Here is a 21,479-nt window from a genome sequence, read left to right as displayed (position 1 = left end):
CTTTTGTGAGCTATTGCTCAGAGATTGGGTATATGATCGAATGGCTGGATGAACCCATGCCGGCCACAACCCGATCTGATCATCTTCGACTGCGACGGCGTGCTCGTCGACAGCGAGCTCTTGAGCTGTCGTTGCCTGTCCGAAGTGCTGGCCGGGTTCGGATTCACGCTCAGCGAGGCGCAGGCGCTGGACCTGTTTCTCGGGCGCAGCACCAAGGCGATCGAGCAGCATTATCGTGATCTCGGGCAGTCGCTACCGGACAGCTTCCTGCCGGGATTGAAGTCGCGCGTGCTCGAGTCGTTTGCCGCCTCGCTGGAGCCGATCCCGGGGGTACGGGCGGTGATCTCGGGGGTGACCGTGCCGGTCTGCGTGGCCTCATCGAGCGACATCGATCGCGTCTCGCTCTCGCTCGACGTCACCGATCTGCGGGCGCATTTCGGCGATCGGATCTATACCGCGCAGATGGTCGCGCGCGGCAAGCCGGCACCCGATCTCTTCCTCTATGCGGCGGAGAAGATGGGGGCGCAACCTGCGCGCACGCTGGTGATCGAGGACAGTGTCAGCGGCGTGCAGGCGGGCAAGGCGGCCGGCATGACCGTCTGGGGATTTGTCGGCGGCAGCCATTATCGCGCGCGCGACGGCCGCGCTATATTGTCCGCCGCCGGGGCCGATCGGGTCTTCGCGCATATGAGCGATTTCTGGGAGGCGTGAGGCCCGCATGGCCGCCGAGAACGACAAGTCGAGGCTCGACGATGCCGCCCGCGCCGGCTGGCTCTATTTCATTGCCGGCCATACCCAGGACGAGATCGCAAGGATGCTCCAGGTCTCGCGCGCCTCGGCGCAGCGGCTGGTGTCGCTGTGCCTGGCCGAACGTCTCATCACCTTCCGGCTCGAGCATCCCATCGCCGCCTGCATGGAATTGGCGGCGCGGCTGAAGGAGCGGTTCGATCTCGTCCATTGCGAGGTGGTGCCGGCCGATCCCGGCGCGCCGCAGGCGACCGCCGGCATCGCCGAACGCTGCGCCAACCTGCTGGACGCGACGCTGCGATCGGAGACGCCCGTCATCGTCGCGCTCGGCACCGGCCGCGCGGTGCGCGCCGCGGTCGAGCGCGTCACGCCGATCGACCGGCCCAATCACCAGATCGTCTCGCTGGTCGGCAACATCTCCGCCGACGGTTCGGCGAGTTTCTACGACACCGTCGGCCGGCTCGCCGACCGCACCGGCGCGCGGCACTATCCGATGCCGCTGCCGTTCCTGATGTCGTCGGAAGACGAGCGTAACAGGATGGTGCGCATCGAGCCGATCGCGAAGGTGAAGGCGGTCGCGGCCAAGGCCGATTTGCGTCTCGTCGGCATCGGCCAGATGGACCAGAAGGCGCAGGTCCACATCGACGGCTTCGTCACCCGCGACGAATTGTTCGAGATGATGCGGCTTGGCGCCATCGGCGAGATCACCGGCTGGGCCTATGATTCCAGGGGCCGTCTGCTCAAGGCCGGCACCAACAAGCGCCTGACCAGCATCCCGCCGGAAGTGCCGGCGAAGACCACGACGATCGGTGCGGCAGTGGGCGCGGCCAAGGTTACGGCGATCGCCGCCGCGTTGAACGGGGGCCTGATCAACGGGCTGATCACCGACGAGACGACCGCGAGGGCGATTCTGGAGCGGTAGGGCGCTTACGCTTCCAGCGTCAGTGAGGCGGGCGGTCTTTCCATCCGCACCCATTGTCATCGTCCGCGAAGGCGGACGATCCAGTACGCCGCGGCCCCGCTTGAGGCAAACCAACAAGACGACACGGAATACTGGATGCCCCGCTTCCGCGGAGCATGACAGTCTGGTGGGCAACACCTGTCGTCACTCCCGCACCGCAGCACTCATAAGGTGCGCAAACGTCCGCGCGCGTGCTTGACAAGCGCCGCCCGTCCGTTGAACATACGCCCAATGCGTGGGCATATGCTCAAAAGCGCAAAGCCAAGGGAGGTCACCGTGAAACACGTCCTCGGCGCCGTCTGCGGCGCGTCTGTCCTGCTGGCCGTCCCTGCGATGGCCGAAACCACCCTCACGATCGCGACCGTCAACAATGGCGACATGATCCGTATGCAGGGGCTGACGGTTGAGTTCACCAAGAAGAACCCCGACATCACCGTGAAATGGGTGACGCTGGAGGAGAACGTGCTGCGCCAGCGCGTCACCACCGACATCGCCACCAAGGGCGGTCAGTTCGACGTGCTCACCATCGGCACCTATGAAGTGCCGATCTGGGCCAAGAAGGGCTGGCTGGTGCCGCTCGCCAATCTCGGCGCCGATTACGACGTCGCCGACCTCCTGCCCAAGATCAGGGACTCGGTCTCCGCCGATGGCAAGCTCTATGCCGCTCCGTTCTACGGCGAGAGTTCCATGGTGATGTATCGCACCGATCTGTTCGAGAAGGCCGGTCTGAAAATGCCGGAAAAGCCGACCTGGGATTTCGTCATCGATGCCGCCAAGAAGCTCACCGACAAGAGCGCCGGCACCTACGGCATTTGCCTGCGCGGCAAGGCCGGCTGGGGCGAGAACATGGCGTTCCTCTCGGCGATGGCCAATTCCTACGGCGCGCGCTGGTTCGACGAGAAGTGGGAGCCGCAGTTCAACACGCCGGAATGGAAGGCGACGCTGACGACCTACGTCAATCTGATGAAGGAGGCCGGTCCTCCGGGCGCAAGCTCCAACGGCTTCAACGAGAACCTGGCGCTGTTCAATGCGGGCAAATGCGCCATGTGGATCGATGCCACGGTCGCGGCGTCCTTCGTCACCAATCCCAAGGACTCCAAGGTCGCCGACAAGGTCGGCTTCGCGCTCGCGCCGAACACCGGGCTCGGCAAGAACGCCAACTGGCTGTGGGCCTGGAATCTCGCAATCCCAGCCGGTTCCAAGAAGACCGAAGCGGCCGAGAAGTTCATCGCCTGGGCGACGAGCAAGGACTACACCAAGCTCGTGGCGTCCAAAGACGGCTGGGCCAATGTGCCGCCGGGCACGCGCACCTCGCTCTACCAGAATCCTGAATATCTGAACGTCGCCCCCTTCGCCAAGCTGACGCTGGCCTCGATCGATGCCGCCGATCCGAACAAGCCGACCGTGAAGCCGGTGCCCTATGTCGGCGTGCAATATGCCGCGATCCCGGAATTCCAGGGTATCGGCACGCAGGTGGGCCAGCAGTTCTCGGCCGCGCTCGCGGGATCGATGACGGTCGATGCTGCGCTGACCGCCGCCCAATCCGCAACCGAGCGCGAGATGAAGCGCGCCGGCTATATCAAGTGAACCCGAGCTCTTCCTCCTGAGCTCAGACGCGCGGCCATCCGCCCGTCCCCGGATGGATGGCCGCCTTCTTTCCAAGAGAGAGGTCAGGGATGGCAACCCGGCAGACGCAGCTTCTCGCGCGCTCGCTCCTGGCGCCGGCGGTCGGGCTGCTGTTCATCTGGATGATCGTCCCGCTCGCGCTGACGCTCTACTTCTCGACGCTGCATTACAGCCTGCTCGATCCCGGCTCGGAATCCTTCGTCGGGCTGGAGAATTTCCGCTACTTCCTCACCGATCCCGCATTCCTTGCCTCGCTCCGGAACACGCTGGTGCTGGTCGGCTCTGTCCTGGCACTGACGATCTTGCTCGGCATCCCCTTGGCGCTGCTGATGGACCAGCCCGTGATCGGACGCAATTTCGTCCGGCTGATGGTGATCGCGCCATTCTTCGTGATGCCGACCGTGAGCGCGCTGGTCTGGAAGAACCTGTTGATGCACCCGGTCTCGGGCCTGTTCGCCTGGCTCGCCCAGTTGTTTCACCTGACGCCGATCGACTGGTTCACCGACGCGCCGCTGCTCGCGGTGATCCTGATCGTCGCCTGGCAATGGCTGCCCTTCGCGACGCTGATCCTGCTGACCGCACTGCAATCGCTCGACGAGGAGCAGAAGGAGGCCGCAGAGATGGACGGAGCCAGCGCGATCTCGACCTTCATCTACATCACGCTGCCGCACCTCGCGCGTCCGATCACCGTGGTGATCCTGATCGAGACCATCTTCCTGCTGACGGTGTTCGCCGAGATCTTCGTCACGACCGGCGGCGGGCCTGGCCTGCAGACCACCAACATCGCCTTCCTGATCTATTCGCAGGCGCTGATCCAGTTCGACGTCGGCACCGCCTCCGCGGGCGGCCTCGTCGCCGTGGTGATCGCCAACGTCGTCGCCTTCTTCCTCGTCCGCATCGTCGGCCGCAACCTGGAAGCCTGACATCATGGCGCGCAAGTCGACAACACAGCGGGTGGTGGTCTCGACGATCGGAGCGTGGTTCTTCGGCTTCCTGATTTTCTTCCCGATCCTCTGGATGGTGCTGGCGAGCTTCAAGACCGAGCTCGAGGCGTTTGCGATACCGCCGTCCTTCCTGTTCTTTCACTGGACCACGGAGAATTACGCGACCGTGCAGGAGCGCAGCGACTATTTCCACCACGCGATGAACTCGATCATCATCGCCGGTGGCTCGACGCTGATAGCGCTTTTGATCGCCATTCCCGCGGCCTGGTCGATGGCGTTCTCGCCGACCAGGCGCACCAAGGACATCCTGCTCTGGATGCTCTCGACCAAGATGATGCCGCCGGTCGGCGTGCTGGTGCCGATCTATCTGATCTACAAGTCCTTCGGACTGCTCGATTCCCGCATCGGTCTCGTCTTCATCCTCTGCCTCGGCAATCTGCCGATCGTGATCTGGATGCTGTTCACCTATTTCAAGGAGATCCCGCGCGACATCCTGGAGGCCGCGCGCATGGACGGCGCCACCATCGGCCGCGAGCTGGTCTATGTGCTGACGCCGATGGCGATCCCGGGGCTCGCATCGACCCTGTTGCTCAACCTGATCCTGGCCTGGAACGAGGCGTTCTGGACGCTCAATCTTTCGACCTCGAACGCCGCGCCGCTCACCACGTTCATCGCGTCCTATTCGAGCCCGGAAGGGCTGTTCTGGGCGAAGCTGTCGGCGGCGTCCACGCTGGCGATCGCGCCCATTCTCGTCCTCGGCTGGTTCAGCCAGAAGCAGCTCGTGCGCGGGCTGACTTTCGGCGCGGTGAAGTAGAGGGGCTGGCGTATCATGGGTCAGATCACACTCCAGGGCGTGCAAAAATCCTTCGGCCCCGTGCATATCATCAAGGGCGCCGACCTGGACATCTCCGACGGCTCCTTCGTGGTGTTCGTCGGTCCCTCCGGCTGCGGCAAGACCACGCTGCTGCGCCTGATCGCGGGCCTCGAGGACGTCTCCGGCGGCAAGATCCTGATCGACGGCAAGAATGTGGTCGATACGCCCCCGGCCAAGCGCGGACTGTCGATGGTGTTCCAGTCCTACGCGCTCTATCCGCATATGAGCGTGCGCGGCAATATCGGTTTCGGCCTGAAGATGGCAGGGCTGCCGAAGGACGAGATCAACCGCAAGGTCGAGGCGGCAGCGGCGACGCTGAACCTCACGCCCTATCTCGACCGCAAGCCGCGCGAGCTCTCCGGCGGTCAGCGCCAGCGTGTCGCCATCGGCCGCGCCATCGTGCGCGAGCCCAAGGCCTTCCTGTTCGACGAACCGCTCTCAAATCTCGATGCGGCGCTGCGCGTGCAGATGCGGATCGAGGTGACGCGGCTGCAGAAGCAGCTAGGCACCACCGCGATCTACGTTACCCACGATCAGGTCGAGGCCATGACCATGGCCGACAAGATCGTCGTGCTCAACAGCGGCAAGATCGAGCAATATGGCTCGCCGCTGGAGCTTTACGAGAAGCCCGCCAACCTCTTCGTCGCCGGCTTCATCGGCTCGCCCAAGATGAATTTCGTCACCGGCGAGTTCGCCTTGCAGCATGGCGCCGCCACCATCGGCGTGCGGCCTGAGCACCTCAAGATCGAGCGTGACGGCGGTGGCGGCTGGCAGGGGACGATCGCGGTCGCGGAGCATCTCGGCAGCGACACGTTTCTCTACGTCGATGCCGGTCCGCTCGGCATGCTGACCGCGCGCTACATCGGCGAATTGAGCCTGCATGCCGGCGATCGCGTGTCGCTGCTGCCGGATCCCGCGCGCATCCACCGCTTCGACGCGGGCGGCAACGCTCTTCGGGGCTGACAAGAAACGACGAGACAACGGAAAGACGATCATGTACCTCGAAAAATTCAAGCTGAACGGCAAGACCGCGTTCATCACCGGCGGAGGCCAGGGCATTGGCCTCGCCTGCGCCGAAGCGCTGGCCGAGGCCGGCGCCAGGGTCGTGATCGGAGACCGCGACGGCAAGGTCGCCGACAGCGCCAAAGCCGGCCTGAAGGCGAAGGGCTTCGACATCGAGACCGCGATCATGGACGTCACCGACACCAGGCGCGTGGCGGAGGTCGCGAACGACCTCGTCGCCCGCCATGGCAAGGTCGATATCCTCGTCAACAATGCCGGCATCGCGCGCAGCGAGACCCCGGCCGAGACTGTGACCGACGAGCACTGGCTCAACGTCATCGACGTCAACCTCAATGGCACGTTCTGGTGTTGCCGCGAATTCGGCAAGCACATGCTCAAGGCCAGGAGCGGCGCCATCGTCAACGTCGGCTCGATGTCCGGCTTCATCGTCAACAAGCCGCAGGAGCAATGCTTCTACAACGCCTCCAAGGCCGGCGTGCACCATCTGACCAAGTCGCTCGCCGCCGAATGGGGCGCGCGCGGCATCCGCGTCAACGCGGTGGCGCCGACCTATATCGAGACGCCGCTGAATGCCTTCGTGAAGAGCAATCCGAAGATGTACGACGCCTGGATCGGCGGAACCCCGATGGCGCGGATGGGGCAGGTCGAGGAGATCGCCTCCGTCGTGCTGTTCCTCTCTTCGGAAGCCGCGAGCCTGATGACAGGCAGCATCGTGCTGGTGGATGGCGGCTACACTTGCTGGTAGGCTTGCGTCAAAACTGGCGAGAAGCGACCGGGAGCGACAATGCCGCGAGCGTATATCGGCGTCGACGTGGGGACCACGAGCACGCGGGCAGGGGTGTTTGACGAGGCCGGTATCCTGCTCGCCACCGCCAGGCATCCGATCCGGATCTGGCAGGAGGCCGGCGACATCGTCGAGCAGTCCTCCCAGGACATCTGGGAGGCCTGCTGCAAGTCGGTGCGGGCGGCGATGGCGGAGGCCGCGATTGCACCCGACGGCATCGGCGGCATCGGTTTTGACGCCACCTGTTCCCTTGTTGTGCTTGATCCGCAAGGCGAGCCACTCACCGTCAGCGCGTCCGGCGAGGCGCAGCGCAACGTCATCGTCTGGATGGACCATCGCGCCACGGCCGAGGCGCGGCTGATCAACGAGACCGAGGATGCCGTGCTGCGCTATGTCGGCGGCTCGATCTCGCCGGAGATGGAGATGCCGAAGCTGCTATGGCTGAAGCGGCATCTGCGCGCGAGTTTTGACGCCGCCGGTCACTTCTTCGATCTGGCCGACTATCTGACCTGGCGTGCGACCGGCGCACTGCAGCGTTCGACCTGCACCGTCACCTGCAAGTGGAACTACCTCGCCCATGATGGCGGCTGGAGTGCGCCGTTCTTCAAGCGCATCGGCCTATCCGACTTCGTCGCCGAGAACTATGCGCGCATCGGCACCGAGATCGTCGCACCCGGCACGCCGCTCGGCGCAGGCCTCACGCGTGCCGCCGCGACCGAGTTCGGTCTGGCACCGGGCACGCCGGTCGGCGCGTCGCTGATCGACGCGCATGCCGGCGGTGTCGGCGCGATCGGCGGCCGCGATGGGGCGGGCGGGGCGGGCGATGTCAGCGACCGTCTTGCCTACATCATGGGAACGTCGGCCTGCATCATGGCGACGACGAAAGAGCCGTGCTTTGTCCCCGGCGTGTGGGGGCCCTATTATTCCGGCATGGTCCCGGAGTTCTGGCTCAACGAGGGCGGCCAGTCGGCCGCGGGCGCGGCGATCGACCATCTCCTCAAGTCGCATCCCGGGTTCGGCGAGGCGAGCGCGGCGGCACGCAGGGAAGGCCTCGACCTCATCGACTTCCTGGAGCGCCGCATCATGGCGCGCGCCGGCGATGCCAGCCGCGCGGCGCGGCTCGCGCGTGACGTTCATGTGCTGCCTGAATTCATCGGCAACCGCTCTCCATATGCCGATCCTGACACGCGCGCGGTGATCGCCGGTCTCGATCTCGACACCGACATCGCCTCCATGGAGCGGTTGTTCGTCGCCGGCCTCTGCGGGCTCGCTTATGGTCTTGCCGAGGTGATCGAAGCCTTTGCCGCGCATGGCGTGCGCTCGAACATCATGATCATGGGCGGCGGCGCCAGCCGCAGTCCTCTGGTGCGGCAGATCATGGCGGATACGACCGGTCTCAGCGTCGCGCTGCCGCAGACGAAGGAGCCGGTGCTGCTGGGCGCGGCGATGCTGGGGGCGGTGGCCGGCGGCGCCTATGCCACGATAGCCGAGACCATGGCCAAAATGTCGGCGCTGGGGCGGAAGAGCGAGCCGACTGCGCCGGACATGGCCGCGTTTCACGCCCGCAAGCGCGAGGTCTACAAGCTGCTGCGCGAGGTCGATCGCGGCAGCCGCGCGGCGATGCGCGGCGTCGAACGAGGTTGAAGGACATGCTGATTGCCTGCGGCGATGCGCTGATCGATTTCGTACCGACGCGAAACATCGACGGGCGCGAGGCCGTGATGCCGGCGGCCGGCGGTTCCTGCCTCAATGTCGCGATCGGCATGGCGCGGCTGGGCGCGCCGACCGGTTTCGTCGGCGGCGTCTCGACCGACCTGTTCGGGCGAATGATCGCCGATCACGCCGCGGCCTCCAATGTCGATATCAGTCTCGCCACCCGCAGCGATCACCAGACCACGCTCGCCTTCGTCCGCATCGTCGCGGGCGAGTCGCACTACGCGTTCTACGATGCCGAGACCGCGACGCGGAACTGGACCTACCGGCGCGGATCCATTCCATTCGCAAGCGTCGAAGCCGTTCATGTCGGCTCGACCACGCTGGTCAACGACCACGGCGCGGCCGAGACCAAGGCGCTGATCGCGGACGCGCGCGCGTCGTCCACGATCTGCTTCGATCCGAACTGCCGCCCGAACCTCGTCAGCGACAAGCCGGCATATCTCGCGCGCATGGCCGAATTCGCGGGAGGCGCCGATCTCATCAAGATGTCGGACGTCGATTTCGCCTATCTCTTCGGCGACGAGCCCTATCATCAGCGCGCGAGCACGCTGCTCGCACAGGGTATAAGCCTCATCGTCATCACCCGCGGCAACGACGGCGCGATCGCGTGGCACGCGGGGGCAGGGCAGATCGAAGTCCCCGCGCCGAAGGTCGAGGTTGCCGACACCATTGGCGCCGGCGACAGTTTTCAGGCGGCGCTGCTCTTCGCCCTGCACAAGCAGGGCGAGCTGGTGCGCGAGAAACTGAGCAGGATCGGAGCGGACGAACTCCGCCGCGCACTGTCCTTCGCCGCCAATTGCGCGGGCCTGACCTGCACCCGCCCGGGCGCCGATCCACCCTGGAGCCATGAGATCGATTGGAGTTGGTAGTCCGCGTCACATTGGTGCGACGACCTTCTCGGCGCACTTGAGGAAGGTCCGGATCAGCGGGCTGTGCGAGTCGCGCCGCCAGCATACCGCGACGTCGATGGAGTCGGTTGCGTCCCGCAACGGCCGGAACACGATGCCCTGCGGCGCGCCGAGCTTGGCGCAGGCGGGCAGGATCGCGAGCCCTTCGCCGGCCAGCACGAGGCTCATCGCCGAATGCACGGTTTCCACCCGGCTGGCGATCGGCATCACCACCTGATGTCGCCGCAGCAACGCCGTCACCGCAGAGGAGGCGGGGTCCTGCTCCGGCCGCGGCAGCGCGATCAGCGGCCGGCCGTGCAATTTCGCCATCGGCACCGCGCCGAGGCGGGAGAGCGGCGATCGGATCGGCATCGCCAGCATGAGAGGTTGCGCGCCGACCCGCGCCACCTGGATTTCGGGATGGTTGATCGCCGGCATGCACAGCGCGACCGTGACGCTGCGGTCGAGCAGCCGCGCCTCGCGCGTCGAGCCGCTGAGCTCGGCAAAATGAAGCTCGACGCCGGGAATGGAGCGCCGCAACTCGGGAATCAGGCGCGGCAGTACCGCATTTGCCAGCGCGAACATGTAGCCGATCGATATCCGCCCGCGCCGTCCGGCCGCGACCGCGCGCGCGGCTTCGACGCCGTCGGCCGCCAGGGCCAGCGCCTCGCCGGCGCGGGCCAGCAGGGCCTGGCCGGCCTCGGTCAGGTCCATGCCGCGCGTGCCGCGGCGGAACAAAGGCGCGCCGACTTCGGCCTCGAGCTTGCGGATCTGCACCGAGAGCGGTGGCTGCGCCATCCGCAGCCGCTCGGCGGCCTTGCCGACGCTGCGCGCCTCGGCGACGGCGACGAAATAGCGGAGCCGGCGAAGATCCATTGGCATACCGAAAGTATATGGGCTGACGGCAAAATTCGTATTGGACGGCGAGTTAACAAGGCTGTCATTCTTGCTGTCAATGTCTTCGGGCCAATGGCGGCCCGCTTCGGAGCGCGATGACCATGAACGGCGATCCCTGTCGCTTGTCCGCAACCCAGCTGCGCGGCCTCATCGCCGGAAAGCGGATTTCGCCAGTCGAGATCGTCCGAGCCGTTCTCGCGCGCGCCGAGGCGCTCCAGCCCGCGCTCAACTGTTTCATCACCCTGTGCGGCGATGAGGCGATTGCAGCGGCGCGCGAAGCCGAGCGCAAGGTGATGGCCGGCGAACCGCTCGGCCTGCTGCACGGCATCCCCTTCACCGTCAAGGACATCGTCAACACCAGGGGCGTCAAGACCACCTTCGGCGCCGTTCCCTACAGGGACAATGTGCCGAACGAGGACGCCGTGGCGGTGGCGCGGCTGCGCAGCGAGGGCGCGATCCTGATCGGCAAGTCCACGACGCCGGAGTTCGGCAGCAAGTGCCTGACCGACTCGCCCTTGTTCGGTCGCACCCGCAACGCGTGGGATGCGGGCCGCTCCTCCGGCGGCTCCAGCGGCGGTGCGGCGGTCGCCGTTGCCAGCGGCATCGCACCGCTCGCGATCGCGACCGACGGTGGCGGCTCGACGCGAATTCCGGCCGCCTGCAACGGCGTGGTCGGGCTGAAGCAGAGCAACGGCGTCATCCCGCACAGCCAGGCGCTGGATGCGTTCGGCAACCAGACGTATGTCACACCGACCACGCGCACCGTCGCCGACACCGCACTGATGATGCAGGCGATGGCCGGCGAGGATGCCTGCGATCCCTGGTCGATTGGCGTGCCCGTGCCCGATTTCGTCGGTACGGCCGCCCCACGCGGCGATCTGCGCGGGCAGAGGATCCTCTATTGCCTGGCGCTGCCGGGCCGGCCGGTGTCCACTGAGGTCGCCGTCAATTTCAAGGCGAGCCTCGACCGGCTGGCCGGGCTCGGTGCCGAGCTCGAGGAGTTCTCCGGCGATGGTTTCGACATCGAGCCGATCTGGCGCGCCATCAACCACACCGTCTGGCGCACGCGCTTTGCAAAACTTGCGGCAGAGCACAGGGACCAGCTGAGCGAGGCCTTTCTCAAGCAGCTTGCGCTCGCCACCGACGTCAGCGGCGTCGACTACCAGGAGGCGATGTTCGCGCGCACCGCGCTGTTCCGTCGCCTGCAATCGCTGCTTGCGCGCGGGCACTTTCTGGCGACGCCGACCCTCACGCGCACCGCGCTGCCGATCGAGCAGGACCTGTTCGGCAGCATCGAGATCGATGGTCGGCATTTCAACAGCGTCCGGCCGCACTGGTTCCCCTGGACCATGCCCTTCAACATGACCGGCCATCCCGCGATCAGCCTGCCCTCGGGTTTTGCCCGCGACGGCCTGCCGATCGGGATTCAACTCGTCGGCCGCTTCCGCGCCGATGCGGAATTGCTGCGCGTGAGCGCAATGTTCGAGGCTTCGAGCGATCTTCTGTCCCGCTGGCCGGCTTGAGAACATGGGCATGCAGCAAGGGGCGCGTGTGCAAAGGACTTGCCTCCGGGGTCCAGACATGTTGATCGTGCCGCAGGTGAGCCCTGAAGCCGAGCGCGCATGAGCGTCTTTGTCCTCCGACGTCTGTTGACCTTGCTCGCGACGCTGGTCGGCGCATCGCTGATCATCTTCCTGGTGCTCGACGCGCTTCCCGGCAATGCCGCGCAGATGCTGATGGGCGCCGATGCCTCGGCGGATGCGGTACGCGCGCTCACCGTCAAGCTCGGGCTCGACCAGCCGCTGGCGGTCCGCTATCTGCACTGGATCAAGGGGCTGCTCGTCGGCGATCTCGGCAACTCCTATGCCTACGGCACGCCGGTCGCCGGCCTGATCGCGGAGCGGCTGATGCTGACCATTCCGCTCGCGATCATGGCCATGACCATCACCGTGACGCTGGCGCTCTCCGCCGGCATCTACACCGCCGCCAATCACAACAAGCTCGGCGACGTCGGCGTGATGTCGCTGACCCAGGTCGGCATCGCGCTGCCGAACTTCTGGTTCGCCATCCTGCTGGTGCTGTTGTTCTCGGTGCGCCTGCAATGGCTCTCGGCGGGTGGCTTTGCCGGCTGGGACGACGGCATCTGGCTCGGCGTGAAGTCGCTGCTGCTGCCGGCAATCTCGCTCGCGGTGGTGCAGGCCGCCATCCTCGCGCGCGTCACGCGTTCGGCCGTGCTCGAAGTGCTGCGCGAGGACTTCGTCCGCACTGCGCGCGCAAAGGGCCTCGGCAAGCGCGAGGTGCTGTGGAGCCACGTGCTGCGCAATGCCATGATCCCCGTGATGACGGTGATGGGGCTGCAATTCGCCAATCTGCTCGCCGGCACCATCGTGATCGAGAATGTGTTCTACCTGCCGGGCCTCGGCCGGCTGATCTTCCAGTCGATCGCCAACCGCGATCTGATCGTGGTGCGCAATTGCGTGATGCTGCTCGCGACCATGGTCGTCATCGTCAATTTCGTGGTCGACGTGCTCTACGCCTTCATCGATCCCCGCATCAAGGTCCACGACCTGTGAGCGAGCCCCTGACCATCGATGTGCCGATCGCAACGCGGCCTCTGCCGGCCCGCACGTTCTTCCGTCGAGCACTGCGCCATCGCAGCTTCGTGCTCGGCGCTGCGCTGAGCCTGCTGGTGCTCGCCTCGGCGCTGCTGTCGCTGGTGTGGACGCCCTGGTCTCCTTACGAGATCGACATCGCATCGAAGCTCCGGCCACCCTCGGCGGCGCATTGGCTCGGCACCGATTCCTTCGGCCGCGACATCGTCTCGCTGTTGCTCGCCGGTGCCAGATCCACCATCATGGTCGGTGTCATCGCCGTCAGTATCGGTCTCACCTTCGGCGTCACGCTCGGCCTGATCGCCTCGGCCCGGCGCGGCTGGACGGAAGAGATCATCATGCGCTTTTCCGACTTTACTTTCGCCTTTCCGGCCGTGCTCTCCGCGATCATGCTCGCCGCGGTCGTAGGGCCAGGCATGGTGACCTCGATCATCGCGATCGGCATCTTCCAGATCCCGACACTGACGCGGCTGACGCGCGGCTCGGCCAATGCGATCTGGGCGCGCGAATTCGTGCTGGCCGCGCGCGCGGCAGGGAAGGGACGCTTTCGCATCACCATCGAGCACGTGCTGCCCAACATCCTGTCGATCCTGATCGTGCAGGTCACCATCCAGTTTGCGCTCGCCATCCTCGCCGAAGCCGCGCTGTCCTATCTCGGCCTCGGCACGCAGCCGCCGCAGCCGTCCTGGGGGCGGATGCTGAACGATGCGCAGACGCTGCTGTTCCAGTCGCCGATGCTCGCGGTCTATCCGGGTGCGGCGATCGCGATCGCGGTGCTGGGTCTCAATCTGCTCGGGGATGGGCTGCGCGACCTGCTCGATCCCAGGCTGGCGCGGGAGCGATAATGATGGGCGAGCGCTCCAACGTGCCGCTGATCGAAGTCGGCAATCTCGGCGTCCGCCTCAACACCAGCCGCGGGCCGGCGCAGGCGGTGCGCGGCGTCAGCTTCTCGCTCGAGCGCGGCGAGACGCTCGGGCTCGTCGGCGAATCCGGCTGCGGCAAGTCGGTCACCGCGTTGTCGTTGATGGGCCTGCTGCCGGACAGTGCGGCCGTCACCGGCAGCATCAAGCTGGATGGCAAGGAGCTCGTCGGGCTTTCGGATGGCGATTATTGCCGGCTGCGCGGCAACCGCATCAGCATGATCTTCCAGGAGCCCATGACCGCGCTCAACCCGATGCACACGATCGGCCATCAGGTCGCCGAGCCGCTGCGCCGCCACAAGAAATATTCGGCGGCGCAGGCGCGGCGCGAAGCGATCGCCTTGCTCGACCGCGTCGGGCTGCCCGATCCCGCACGGCGCGTCGACGCCTATCCCCACCAGTTCTCCGGCGGCCAGCGCCAGCGCATCACCATCGCCATGGCGCTCGCCTGCGAGCCCGACCTGTTGATCGCGGACGAGCCGACCACCGCACTCGACGTCACCATCCAGGGCCAGATCCTCGACCTCATTGCCGATCTCGTCGAGGAGCGCGGCATGTCGATGATCCTGATTTCGCACGATCTCGGCGTCATCGCCGAGAACGTGCAGCGCATGATGGTGATGTATGGCGGTGCCGTCGTCGAGAGCGGGCCGACCAACGAGGTGTTCCGCCGGATGGGACATCCCTACACGCAGGGCCTGTTTCGCGCGCGGCCGAAGCTCGGCGCACGCAAGGGGACGCGGCTGAAGACCATCTCGGGCACGGTGCCGGAGCTCGCCGATTTGCCGTCCGGCTGCACCTTCTCCGATCGCTGTCCGCTCGTGATCGATCGGTGCCGCGCCGCGCTGCCGCCGATGGTGGACGTCGGCCCCGGCCACCTCGTACGCTGCATCAGGACGGATGTGTCGATGGCAGAGCGCGTCGGAGCGCTGACCGCATGACCGCCGCAGCAGAGCCTCTTCTCGACGTGAAGGATCTGGTGCAGCGTTACGCGCTGCCGCGCGAAAGCCTGTTCCGGCCGCCGGGACAGGTGCGTGCGCTCAACGGCGTGAGCGTGCAGGTCGGCGCCGGCAAGAGCCTCGGCGTCGTCGGCGAGTCCGGATCGGGCAAGTCGACTTTCGCGCGGCTGGTGATGGCGCTGGAGCGGCCGACGTCAGGGGAGGTCGCGCTGCTCGGCCGCGATCTCAACCGTATCTCCGCCGACGAGTTGCGCCGCGCAAGGCGCGATTTCCAGATGGTGTTCCAGGACCCCTATGGCTCGCTCGATCCGCGCCAGACCATCGCCCGCATCGTCGCCGAACCGCTGACCGTGCTCGAAGGCGCGGACCGCACCACGTTCCGCGAACGCGTCGCCGTGGTGCTGCGGCAGGTCGGTCTGCGCGATGCGGACATGGACAAGTATCCGCACGAATTCTCCGGCGGCCAGCGCCAGCGCATTGCGATCGCGCGTGCACTGATCACCCAGCCCAAGCTGATCGTCGCCGACGAGCCGGTCTCCGCGCTCGACGTCTCCGTGCAGGCGCAGGTGCTGAACCTGATGCAGGACCTCCAGGAGCAGTTCGGCCTCAGCTACATCCTGATCAGCCACGACCTCGCCGTCGTCGACTATCTCTGCGACGAGGTCGCGGTGATGTATCTCGGCCGGATCGTCGAGCAGGGGCGGCCGGAGGATCTGTTCGAGCGCTGCGCCCATCCCTATACGCGAGCACTCCTGGATGCCGTGCCGCGGGCGCGCCCCGTCGGGGGCCGGCGGCGGCGCGGAGCGCAGGCGATCGCCTCGCAATCGGCGGTGGCGACCGGCTGCCCCTATGTCGCGCGCTGTCCGCTCGCCGACCAGCATTGCCGCGAGGTTCTGCCTGAGTTACGCAAGGTCGGCGAGGGGCACCTTGCCGCCTGCCACAAGGCCGAGGCCGTGATGGCGTTGCCGCAGGCGGCCATGGAAGGTTAGTGTTCGCAGCAGGATTGGCGTAGGCTTAAGCACAGGCCGGGGAGTCACGCATGTTCAGGAAACTGTCGATCGTCGCATTTGCCCTCACACTTGCCGCAGCGCCTTTGCCGGTGCTGGCGCAGGGCAAGAAGGACAGCGTCGTCATGGCGATGGCGCTGGAGCCGCCGGGGCTCGATCCCACCAATGCCGCCGCGGCTGCGATCGCCGAGGTCACGCTCTACAACATCTATGAGACGCTGACCAAGATCAACGAGGACGGCTCGGTCGCGCCGCTGCTGGCCGAGAGCTGGACCGCTTCGCCCGACCTGAAGACCTACACGTTCAAGCTGCGCAAGGGCGTCAAATTCCACAACGGCGAGCCGTTCAATTCCGCGGCGGTGAAGTTCTCGTTCGAGCGCAACGCCGCGCCGACCAGCACCAACAAGGACAAGAGCCTGTTCCAGGCCATCGAGAAGGTCGATGCGCCCGACGCCGACACCGTCGTGATCACCATGAAATATGGCGAGCCGAACCTGCCGTTCCTTCTCGGGCAGGCGAGCGGCTCGATCGTGGAGCCGAAGAGCGCGGCCACCAACGTCACGCAGCCGGTCGGCACCGGGCCCTACCAGCTCGGCGCCTGGGCCAAGGGCTCCTCGATCACCCTGACCAAATGGGCCGACTACCGCAACGCCGCTGCGGTCAAGCTGTCCAAGGTGACGATCCGCTTCATCTCCGAACCGGCGGCCCAGACCGCCGCGCTGCTCTCGGGTGACGTCGATGCGTTCCCGCGCGTTGCCGCACAGCGCGCGATCGCGCAGTTCAGGGCCGATCCACGCTTCAACGTCCAGGTCGGCGGCTCCAGGGCCAAGACCATCGTCGGCATCAACCACCGGAAGAAGCCGCTGGACGACGTCCGCGTCCGCCGCGCCATCCTCTCCGCGATCGACCGCAAGGCGATCATCGAGGGCGCCGTCGATGGCTTCGGCACGCCGATCGGCAGCTTCTACGTCCCGGGGGCGCTGGGCTTTGTCGACACCACCGGCATCAATCCCTACGACCCCGAGAAGGCCAAGAAGCTGCTCACTGAAGCCGGCGTCACCACCCCGCTCGAGCTCTCGCTCAAGCTGCCGCCGCCGTCCTACGCGCGGCAGGGCGGCGAGATCGTCGCGGCCCAGCTCGCCAAGGTCGGCATCATCGCCAAGATCGAGAACGTCGAATGGGCGCAGTGGCTGTCACAGGTGTTCGCGCCCAACGGTCCACACAATTTCGATCTCACCATCGTCAGCCATGTCGAGCCGTTCGACCTCGTCAAGATCACCGAGCCGGACTACTACCTCGGCTACAACAACGAGAAGTTCAACGCGCTCTACAAGCAGATCGTGTCGACGCCGGAGGAGGCGGCACGCGCCAAGCTGCTCGGCGACGCCCAGCGCATGCTCGCGACCGACGCCGTCTCCGCCTACCTCTACCAGCCGCAGCTGATCACCATCACCAACAAGAAGCTGAAGGGCGTCTGGAAGGACGTGCCGCAGTACGAGAACGATTTCTCGACCTGGTATTGGGAGTAGGGGCCGCCGCGAGATCAAGTCGAAAGGATCGTGTCCATTCTCCCGAGAGAAGATCACGGGCTCCAAAACAAAAACCTGAAAAACAACCCCATGCACAGTAGACGGGGCCAGTCATTTCAAAGGCTTGCGCGTTGCGCCTTGCGTGGTCTGCGCGAAGGGGCCGACGTTGACCCGTCGGGCAAAACACCGGCATGATGCGATCGTCGGCGGTCTCGTGGTTCGGGACGCGCCATCAGGCGGGGCAGCCCTGAAGAAGCCGTGGCGCGGCGATGCCGTCATCGCGCCCCTTCCGCGCTTGTCGGTGAGCGCGTGCGCCCACGGCATGCCGCTATGGCGGATGCGCAGCCCACCCCTGGATTCCGCCCGTGATCAAGCCGCACCTCGGGGCCGGAAATTACTCGGCGGCAACGCCAACCGGAGCCCGCAACTCCGCGAGCGACTGGCGAAGAATCTGGAACGCGGAGGACAGGAAAAGTCCGGCCATCAATGCCGCAACGATGAGGTCGGGCCACTTCGACGCCGTGAGCCACACGGCCCCCGCCGCGACCATTACGGCAACGTTGCCGATGGCATCGTTCCGTGAGCACAGCCAGACGGATCGCACATTGGCGTCGCCATCCTTGTATCTCATCAACAGCAAGACACTCGAGACGTTGGCACACAGCGCGAGAAAGCCGATCGCGCTCATCAACTCGGCCCGTGGGACGTCCAGAACAATGACGTGATATGCCGTCGATCCAAAGACCCACAGGCCCATCACGAACAGCGTGAAGCCCTTGAAGAGGGCCGCCTTGGCCCGGATTGCCACCGTCGCCCCGATTGCTGCGAGCGTGATCCCATAGGTCAAAGCATCGCCCAGGAAATCCAGGGCGTCAGCCTGCAGCGCCTTCGATCCCGCCAGATGACCGCCTGCCGTTTCGACGATGAACATGCCGGCATTGAGCGCGATTACTGTCCACAGCCGCCGCTTGTAGTCTGAGGAAAGGCCCTCAAATTTTACATTGCTGCCGCAACAGCCACCGCAGTTTGCCATGCCCACCTCCGTCGAGGCTTCGTCATCGTGCTTGTCCGCCCGAAACTCTCGTCGCTTCAATCGTCTTTGCCACGAATTCGTTTCACCAGAAGCCAAGGGTTTGCCATGGCCGCATGAGTATCACTGAAAAGCCGGGCAGAGGCAATGTGCAGGGGAATCAGCACTACGAACGCCGTTGCGGTCCTTGCGCAGATGTCATCGCCAGCGGCCTGCTGCCGCTGATCTGGTTCAGGCGGCGCGGCTGGTTCGATTGAGAGGCGGCGCACCGTTCGGAAACGATGCGCCGCCCGCGAGTCAGGCCGCTTCCGCCGCGACGTTGCCGACCCAGTCGCGGGCCAGCGACACGTCGGCCTGCGACAATTGATGGCCTGCCGGCAGGACCTTGTGGGTCACCCGCGCGCCCGCTTCCGACAACAGCGCCGCAAGCCTTGCGGAATTGCTCGCCGGCACGATCGGATCCGCCTGCCCGGAGAGCAGCAGAACAGGCTTGCCTGCAAGATCGGCGTTCGGCGGATCCGACAGCGGCACCATGGCGCGCAGCAGGATCGCACCGGACAACGCTTCCGGCTTCAGCAGCAACAGCGCCGCCGCGATGTTGGCACCGTTGGAGAAGCCGACCGCGATCGGCGCGGCGAGGCCGTATTGCTTCTGCGCCTCCGCGACGAAGTCGCCGAGCTCGTGCGCGCGTCGGCGGACGTCGTCCTCGTCGAACACGCCCTCGGCGAGGCGGCGGAAGAAGCGCGGCATGCCGTGCTCAAGCACCCGGCCGCGCGGCGAGAGCAGGGCGGCGCCGGGCGAGATCATCCTGCCGAGCCCGAGCAGGTCATTCTCGTCGCCGCCGGTGCCGTGCAACAGCAGCAGCGGGGGCGAGCCCGCATCGCGTGCGGGCTCGAAACGATGAATGAATGCACTTGCGGTCATGACACGCTCTCTTCCAGGCTCGGCAACACGTCCTCGATCTGCTTGCGATGCTGTTCGAGGAAAACAGGCAGCTTCAGCTCACGCCCCAGCGTCGCGACGGGCTCGTCGACGGCGAAGCCGGGGATGTCGGTCGCAATCTCGAACAGCACGCCGCCGGGCTCGCGGAAGTAGATGGACCGGAAGTAGTTGCGGTCCCGCTGCTCGGTCGGGTGCAGGCCGTGATTGCTGACGAGCTTCTGCGCCATCTTGCCCTGTTCGGCATCGTCAGCCGCGCGGAAGGCGATGTGATGCACCGAGCCGCCGCCTTGATGCCCACGCAAAAAGCCCTTGGCCTCGTAGATATCGACGACGCTGCCTTCGGCATCACCTGAAGCCTTGAAGCGGATCACCGAGCCCTCGCGTCCGGTCTCCTTGAAACCGAACACGTCGGTGAGGACGGCGGCCGTCTTCGCCGCGCTGTCCAGCAGCAAGGTCACGCCGTGGAAACCTCGGACGGCGTGCTCGGCCGGCACGTCGCCGTTGCTCCAGCCGGGCTCGTTCTCGGCGCCGGGGATGCCGACCAGCGCCAGCGCCATGCCATCCGGGTCAGTGAACGGCAGCACGGATTCACCGAAGCGCTTCTCCAGCGCCTCGTACGCGATGCCCTTCTCGGTGAAACGCTGCGTCCAGTAGCCGAGCGAGCGCTGCGGCACGCGGAAGGCGGTCTGATGGGTCTCGCCGACGCCGCGGCGTCCGGCCGGGACGCCCGCCCAGGGGAAGAAGGTCAGGATGGTGCCGGGGCGGCCGGTCTCGTCGCCGTAGTAGAAGTGATAGGTGCCGGGATCGTCGAAATTGACCGTCTTCTTGACGAAGCGCAGGCCGAGATCCCGGGTGTAGAAGCCGAAATTCCTGATGGGATCACCAGCGATCGCGGTGACATGGTGCAGTCCAGACATTGTCGTCCTCCAAGATTGGGGAGCGGGCTTGCTCTGGCCGGAAATATTGTTCTGCTTTGGATTGGAGACAATCCATGCGATTATGACGGCTATGTCTACGATTTGGAAACAATCGCCGGGGCGGGCCCTTGGATAAGCTCGGCAGCCTCCGGGCGTTCGTGAAGGTGGTCGAAAGCGGGAGCTTTGCCGAGGCCGGCCGCCAGCTGCGGCTGTCGCGCTCGGCGATCAGCAAATACGTCGCCGACCTCGAGGAGAGCCTCGGCGTCCAGCTGTTGAACCGGACCACGCGGCACGCGAGCCCGACCGAGAACGGCCAGCGCTATTTCGAGCGCGCGGTCGTGATCCTTTCGGAGATCGAGGCCGCGGACCAGGCGGTGACGCAGGCGCAGTCGGCGCCGCGCGGCCTGTTGCGGGTCAACGCGCCGATGTCATTCGGCACGATGCGGCTCGGGCCGGCGCTCGCCGATTTCATGGCGCGCCATGGCGAGCTTCAACTCCAGATCGTGCTCAGCGACGATCTGCTCGACCCCGTGCAAGACGGCTTCGACGTCACGCTGCGCATCGCGGAGCTGGAATCCTCCAGCCTGATCGCGCGCAAGATCATGCCGGTGGCGCGCATGGTGTGCGCTTCGCCGGACTACCTTGCGCGCCACGGCACGCCAAGACATCCGCAGGATCTCCGCGGGCACACCTCGCTGACCTACGGCTTCCTGCTAACCGGCAACCAGTGGAAGCTCTCAGGCAGCGATGGCGATCACTGGATCCAGCCGGCCTGGTCGCTCTGCGTCAACAATGCCGAGGTGCTGCGCGACGTCGCCATCAAGGGCAGGGGGCTCGCGCTGCTCCCTGAGTTCATCGCAGCAGATGCCGTGCGGAAAGGCGAGCTGCGCGTCGTGCTCCAGGACTATTCTGCGCCGCCACTCGCGCTGTACGCCGTCTATCCGCCGACGCGGCATCTGTCGGTGAAGGTGCGGCTGTTCATCGATTTTCTGGTCGAGCGGTTCGGGCGGGAGGACGAGACAGGTGTGCGGCCGCAGTGAGACTCGGGGCCGCGAACGGATCGAGGGGGCAGCCGGCCGACGTCTGTTTGGCCCAATGAGCAGA

The 21,479-nt window shown here is 65.9% G+C and carries 20 protein-coding genes; 16 read left to right on the top strand and 4 right to left on the bottom strand.

Translation table 11 applies throughout. The annotated features are described in order from the left end of the window. Positions 1-48: 48 nt before the first annotated feature. From AC1RQP_RS19965 to AC1RQP_RS19925, 9 genes are all read left to right on the top strand, one after another. Positions 49-711 carry an HAD family hydrolase gene (locus AC1RQP_RS19965; protein WP_239622565.1) on the top strand — a complete coding sequence of 221 codons (663 nt, stop codon included), beginning with the start codon at positions 49-51 and terminating at the stop codon, positions 709-711. A 7-nt stretch (positions 712-718) separates the two neighbouring features. Then, positions 719-1,669 (top strand): sugar-binding transcriptional regulator, encoded by a 951-nt coding sequence (locus tag AC1RQP_RS19960; protein WP_492938231.1) that lies wholly within the window; start codon positions 719-721, stop codon positions 1,667-1,669. A gap of 315 nt (positions 1,670-1,984) precedes the next feature. Further along, positions 1,985-3,295, top strand: a complete 1,311-nt coding sequence (locus AC1RQP_RS19955) for an ABC transporter substrate-binding protein (protein ID WP_492938230.1) — start codon at positions 1,985-1,987, stop codon at positions 3,293-3,295. A gap of 89 nt (positions 3,296-3,384) precedes the next feature. Next, positions 3,385-4,257 carry a carbohydrate ABC transporter permease gene (locus AC1RQP_RS19950; RefSeq protein WP_239622569.1) on the top strand — a complete coding sequence of 291 codons (873 nt, stop codon included), beginning with the start codon at positions 3,385-3,387 and terminating at the stop codon, positions 4,255-4,257. Between the two features lie 4 nt (positions 4,258-4,261). Further along, entirely contained in the window at positions 4,262-5,092 is an 831-nt protein-coding gene (locus tag AC1RQP_RS19945; RefSeq protein ID WP_239622570.1) for a carbohydrate ABC transporter permease, read from the top strand. A 15-nt stretch (positions 5,093-5,107) separates the two neighbouring features. After that, on the top strand, positions 5,108-6,115 hold the full coding sequence (locus tag AC1RQP_RS19940) for an ABC transporter ATP-binding protein (protein WP_492938229.1): 1,008 nt from the start codon (positions 5,108-5,110) through the stop codon (positions 6,113-6,115). A 31-nt stretch (positions 6,116-6,146) separates the two neighbouring features. Beyond that, positions 6,147-6,920, top strand: a complete 774-nt coding sequence (locus AC1RQP_RS19935; protein WP_131870097.1) for an SDR family NAD(P)-dependent oxidoreductase — start codon at positions 6,147-6,149, stop codon at positions 6,918-6,920. Between the two features lie 39 nt (positions 6,921-6,959). Further along, positions 6,960-8,603 (top strand): FGGY-family carbohydrate kinase, encoded by a 1,644-nt coding sequence (locus AC1RQP_RS19930; RefSeq protein ID WP_492938228.1) that lies wholly within the window; start codon positions 6,960-6,962, stop codon positions 8,601-8,603. 5 nt (positions 8,604-8,608) lie between these two features. Further along, a complete protein-coding gene (locus AC1RQP_RS19925; protein ID WP_492938227.1) occupies positions 8,609-9,544 on the top strand; it encodes a carbohydrate kinase family protein in 936 nt (311 codons plus the stop codon). A gap of 6 nt (positions 9,545-9,550) precedes the next feature. Here the strand turns inward: AC1RQP_RS19925 and AC1RQP_RS19920 are convergent, their stop codons facing one another. Continuing rightward, positions 9,551-10,438 (bottom strand): LysR family transcriptional regulator, encoded by an 888-nt coding sequence (locus tag AC1RQP_RS19920; protein ID WP_492938226.1) that lies wholly within the window; start codon positions 10,436-10,438, stop codon positions 9,551-9,553. A gap of 122 nt (positions 10,439-10,560) precedes the next feature. Between AC1RQP_RS19920 and AC1RQP_RS19915 the strand changes: the two genes are divergently transcribed. The 6 genes from AC1RQP_RS19915 (at position 10,561) to AC1RQP_RS19890 (ending at position 17,486) form a co-directional block, all read left to right on the top strand. Continuing rightward, positions 10,561-11,982: an amidase gene (locus tag AC1RQP_RS19915; protein WP_492938225.1), complete on the top strand. Its 1,422-nt coding sequence runs from the start codon at positions 10,561-10,563 to the stop codon at positions 11,980-11,982. Between the two features lie 99 nt (positions 11,983-12,081). Beyond that, positions 12,082-13,032 (top strand): ABC transporter permease, encoded by a 951-nt coding sequence (locus tag AC1RQP_RS19910; protein ID WP_492938224.1) that lies wholly within the window; start codon positions 12,082-12,084, stop codon positions 13,030-13,032. Further along, positions 13,029-13,916 (top strand): ABC transporter permease, encoded by an 888-nt coding sequence (locus AC1RQP_RS19905; RefSeq protein ID WP_492938223.1) that lies wholly within the window; start codon positions 13,029-13,031, stop codon positions 13,914-13,916. Before AC1RQP_RS19910 ends, AC1RQP_RS19905 begins: the two co-directional genes overlap by 4 nt. 2 nt (positions 13,917-13,918) lie before the next feature. Then, the gene (locus AC1RQP_RS19900) at positions 13,919-14,932 is read left to right on the top strand and encodes an ABC transporter ATP-binding protein (RefSeq protein ID WP_492938424.1); all 1,014 of its coding nucleotides are present in this window, start codon (positions 13,919-13,921) and stop codon (positions 14,930-14,932) included. Then, complete coding sequence (locus AC1RQP_RS19895; RefSeq protein ID WP_492938222.1) at positions 14,929-15,939, top strand: ABC transporter ATP-binding protein; 1,011 nt, start codon at positions 14,929-14,931, stop codon at positions 15,937-15,939. The genes AC1RQP_RS19900 and AC1RQP_RS19895 overlap by 4 nt, the downstream gene beginning before the upstream one ends. 50 nt (positions 15,940-15,989) lie before the next feature. Next, a complete protein-coding gene (locus tag AC1RQP_RS19890) occupies positions 15,990-17,486 on the top strand; it encodes an ABC transporter substrate-binding protein (protein ID WP_492938221.1) in 1,497 nt (498 codons plus the stop codon). Between the two features lie 394 nt (positions 17,487-17,880). Here the strand turns inward: AC1RQP_RS19890 and AC1RQP_RS19885 are convergent, their stop codons facing one another. From AC1RQP_RS19885 to AC1RQP_RS19875, 3 genes are all read right to left on the bottom strand, one after another. Further along, positions 17,881-18,519: a cation efflux transmembrane domain-containing protein gene (locus AC1RQP_RS19885; RefSeq protein WP_239622582.1), complete on the bottom strand. Its 639-nt coding sequence runs from the start codon at positions 18,517-18,519 to the stop codon at positions 17,881-17,883. A 294-nt stretch (positions 18,520-18,813) separates the two neighbouring features. Further along, positions 18,814-19,440, bottom strand: a complete 627-nt coding sequence (locus AC1RQP_RS19880; protein WP_492938220.1) for an alpha/beta hydrolase — start codon at positions 19,438-19,440, stop codon at positions 18,814-18,816. Beyond that, positions 19,437-20,375, bottom strand: coding sequence for a ring-cleaving dioxygenase (locus AC1RQP_RS19875; RefSeq protein ID WP_492938219.1), 939 nt, complete (start codon positions 20,373-20,375; stop codon positions 19,437-19,439). Before AC1RQP_RS19875 ends, AC1RQP_RS19880 begins: the two co-directional genes overlap by 4 nt. A gap of 128 nt (positions 20,376-20,503) precedes the next feature. On the opposite strand from AC1RQP_RS19875, the gene AC1RQP_RS19870 reads away from it, so the two are divergent. Then, a complete protein-coding gene (locus tag AC1RQP_RS19870) occupies positions 20,504-21,415 on the top strand; it encodes a LysR family transcriptional regulator (RefSeq protein ID WP_239622585.1) in 912 nt (303 codons plus the stop codon). Positions 21,416-21,479 lie beyond the last annotated feature (64 nt).

It is taken from the genome of Bradyrhizobium sp. GW821-FHT13H06 (assembly GCF_058803975.1).
The sequence above is the reverse complement of the archived record's forward strand: the minus strand, read 5'-3'. Positions and strand labels throughout refer to the sequence as shown.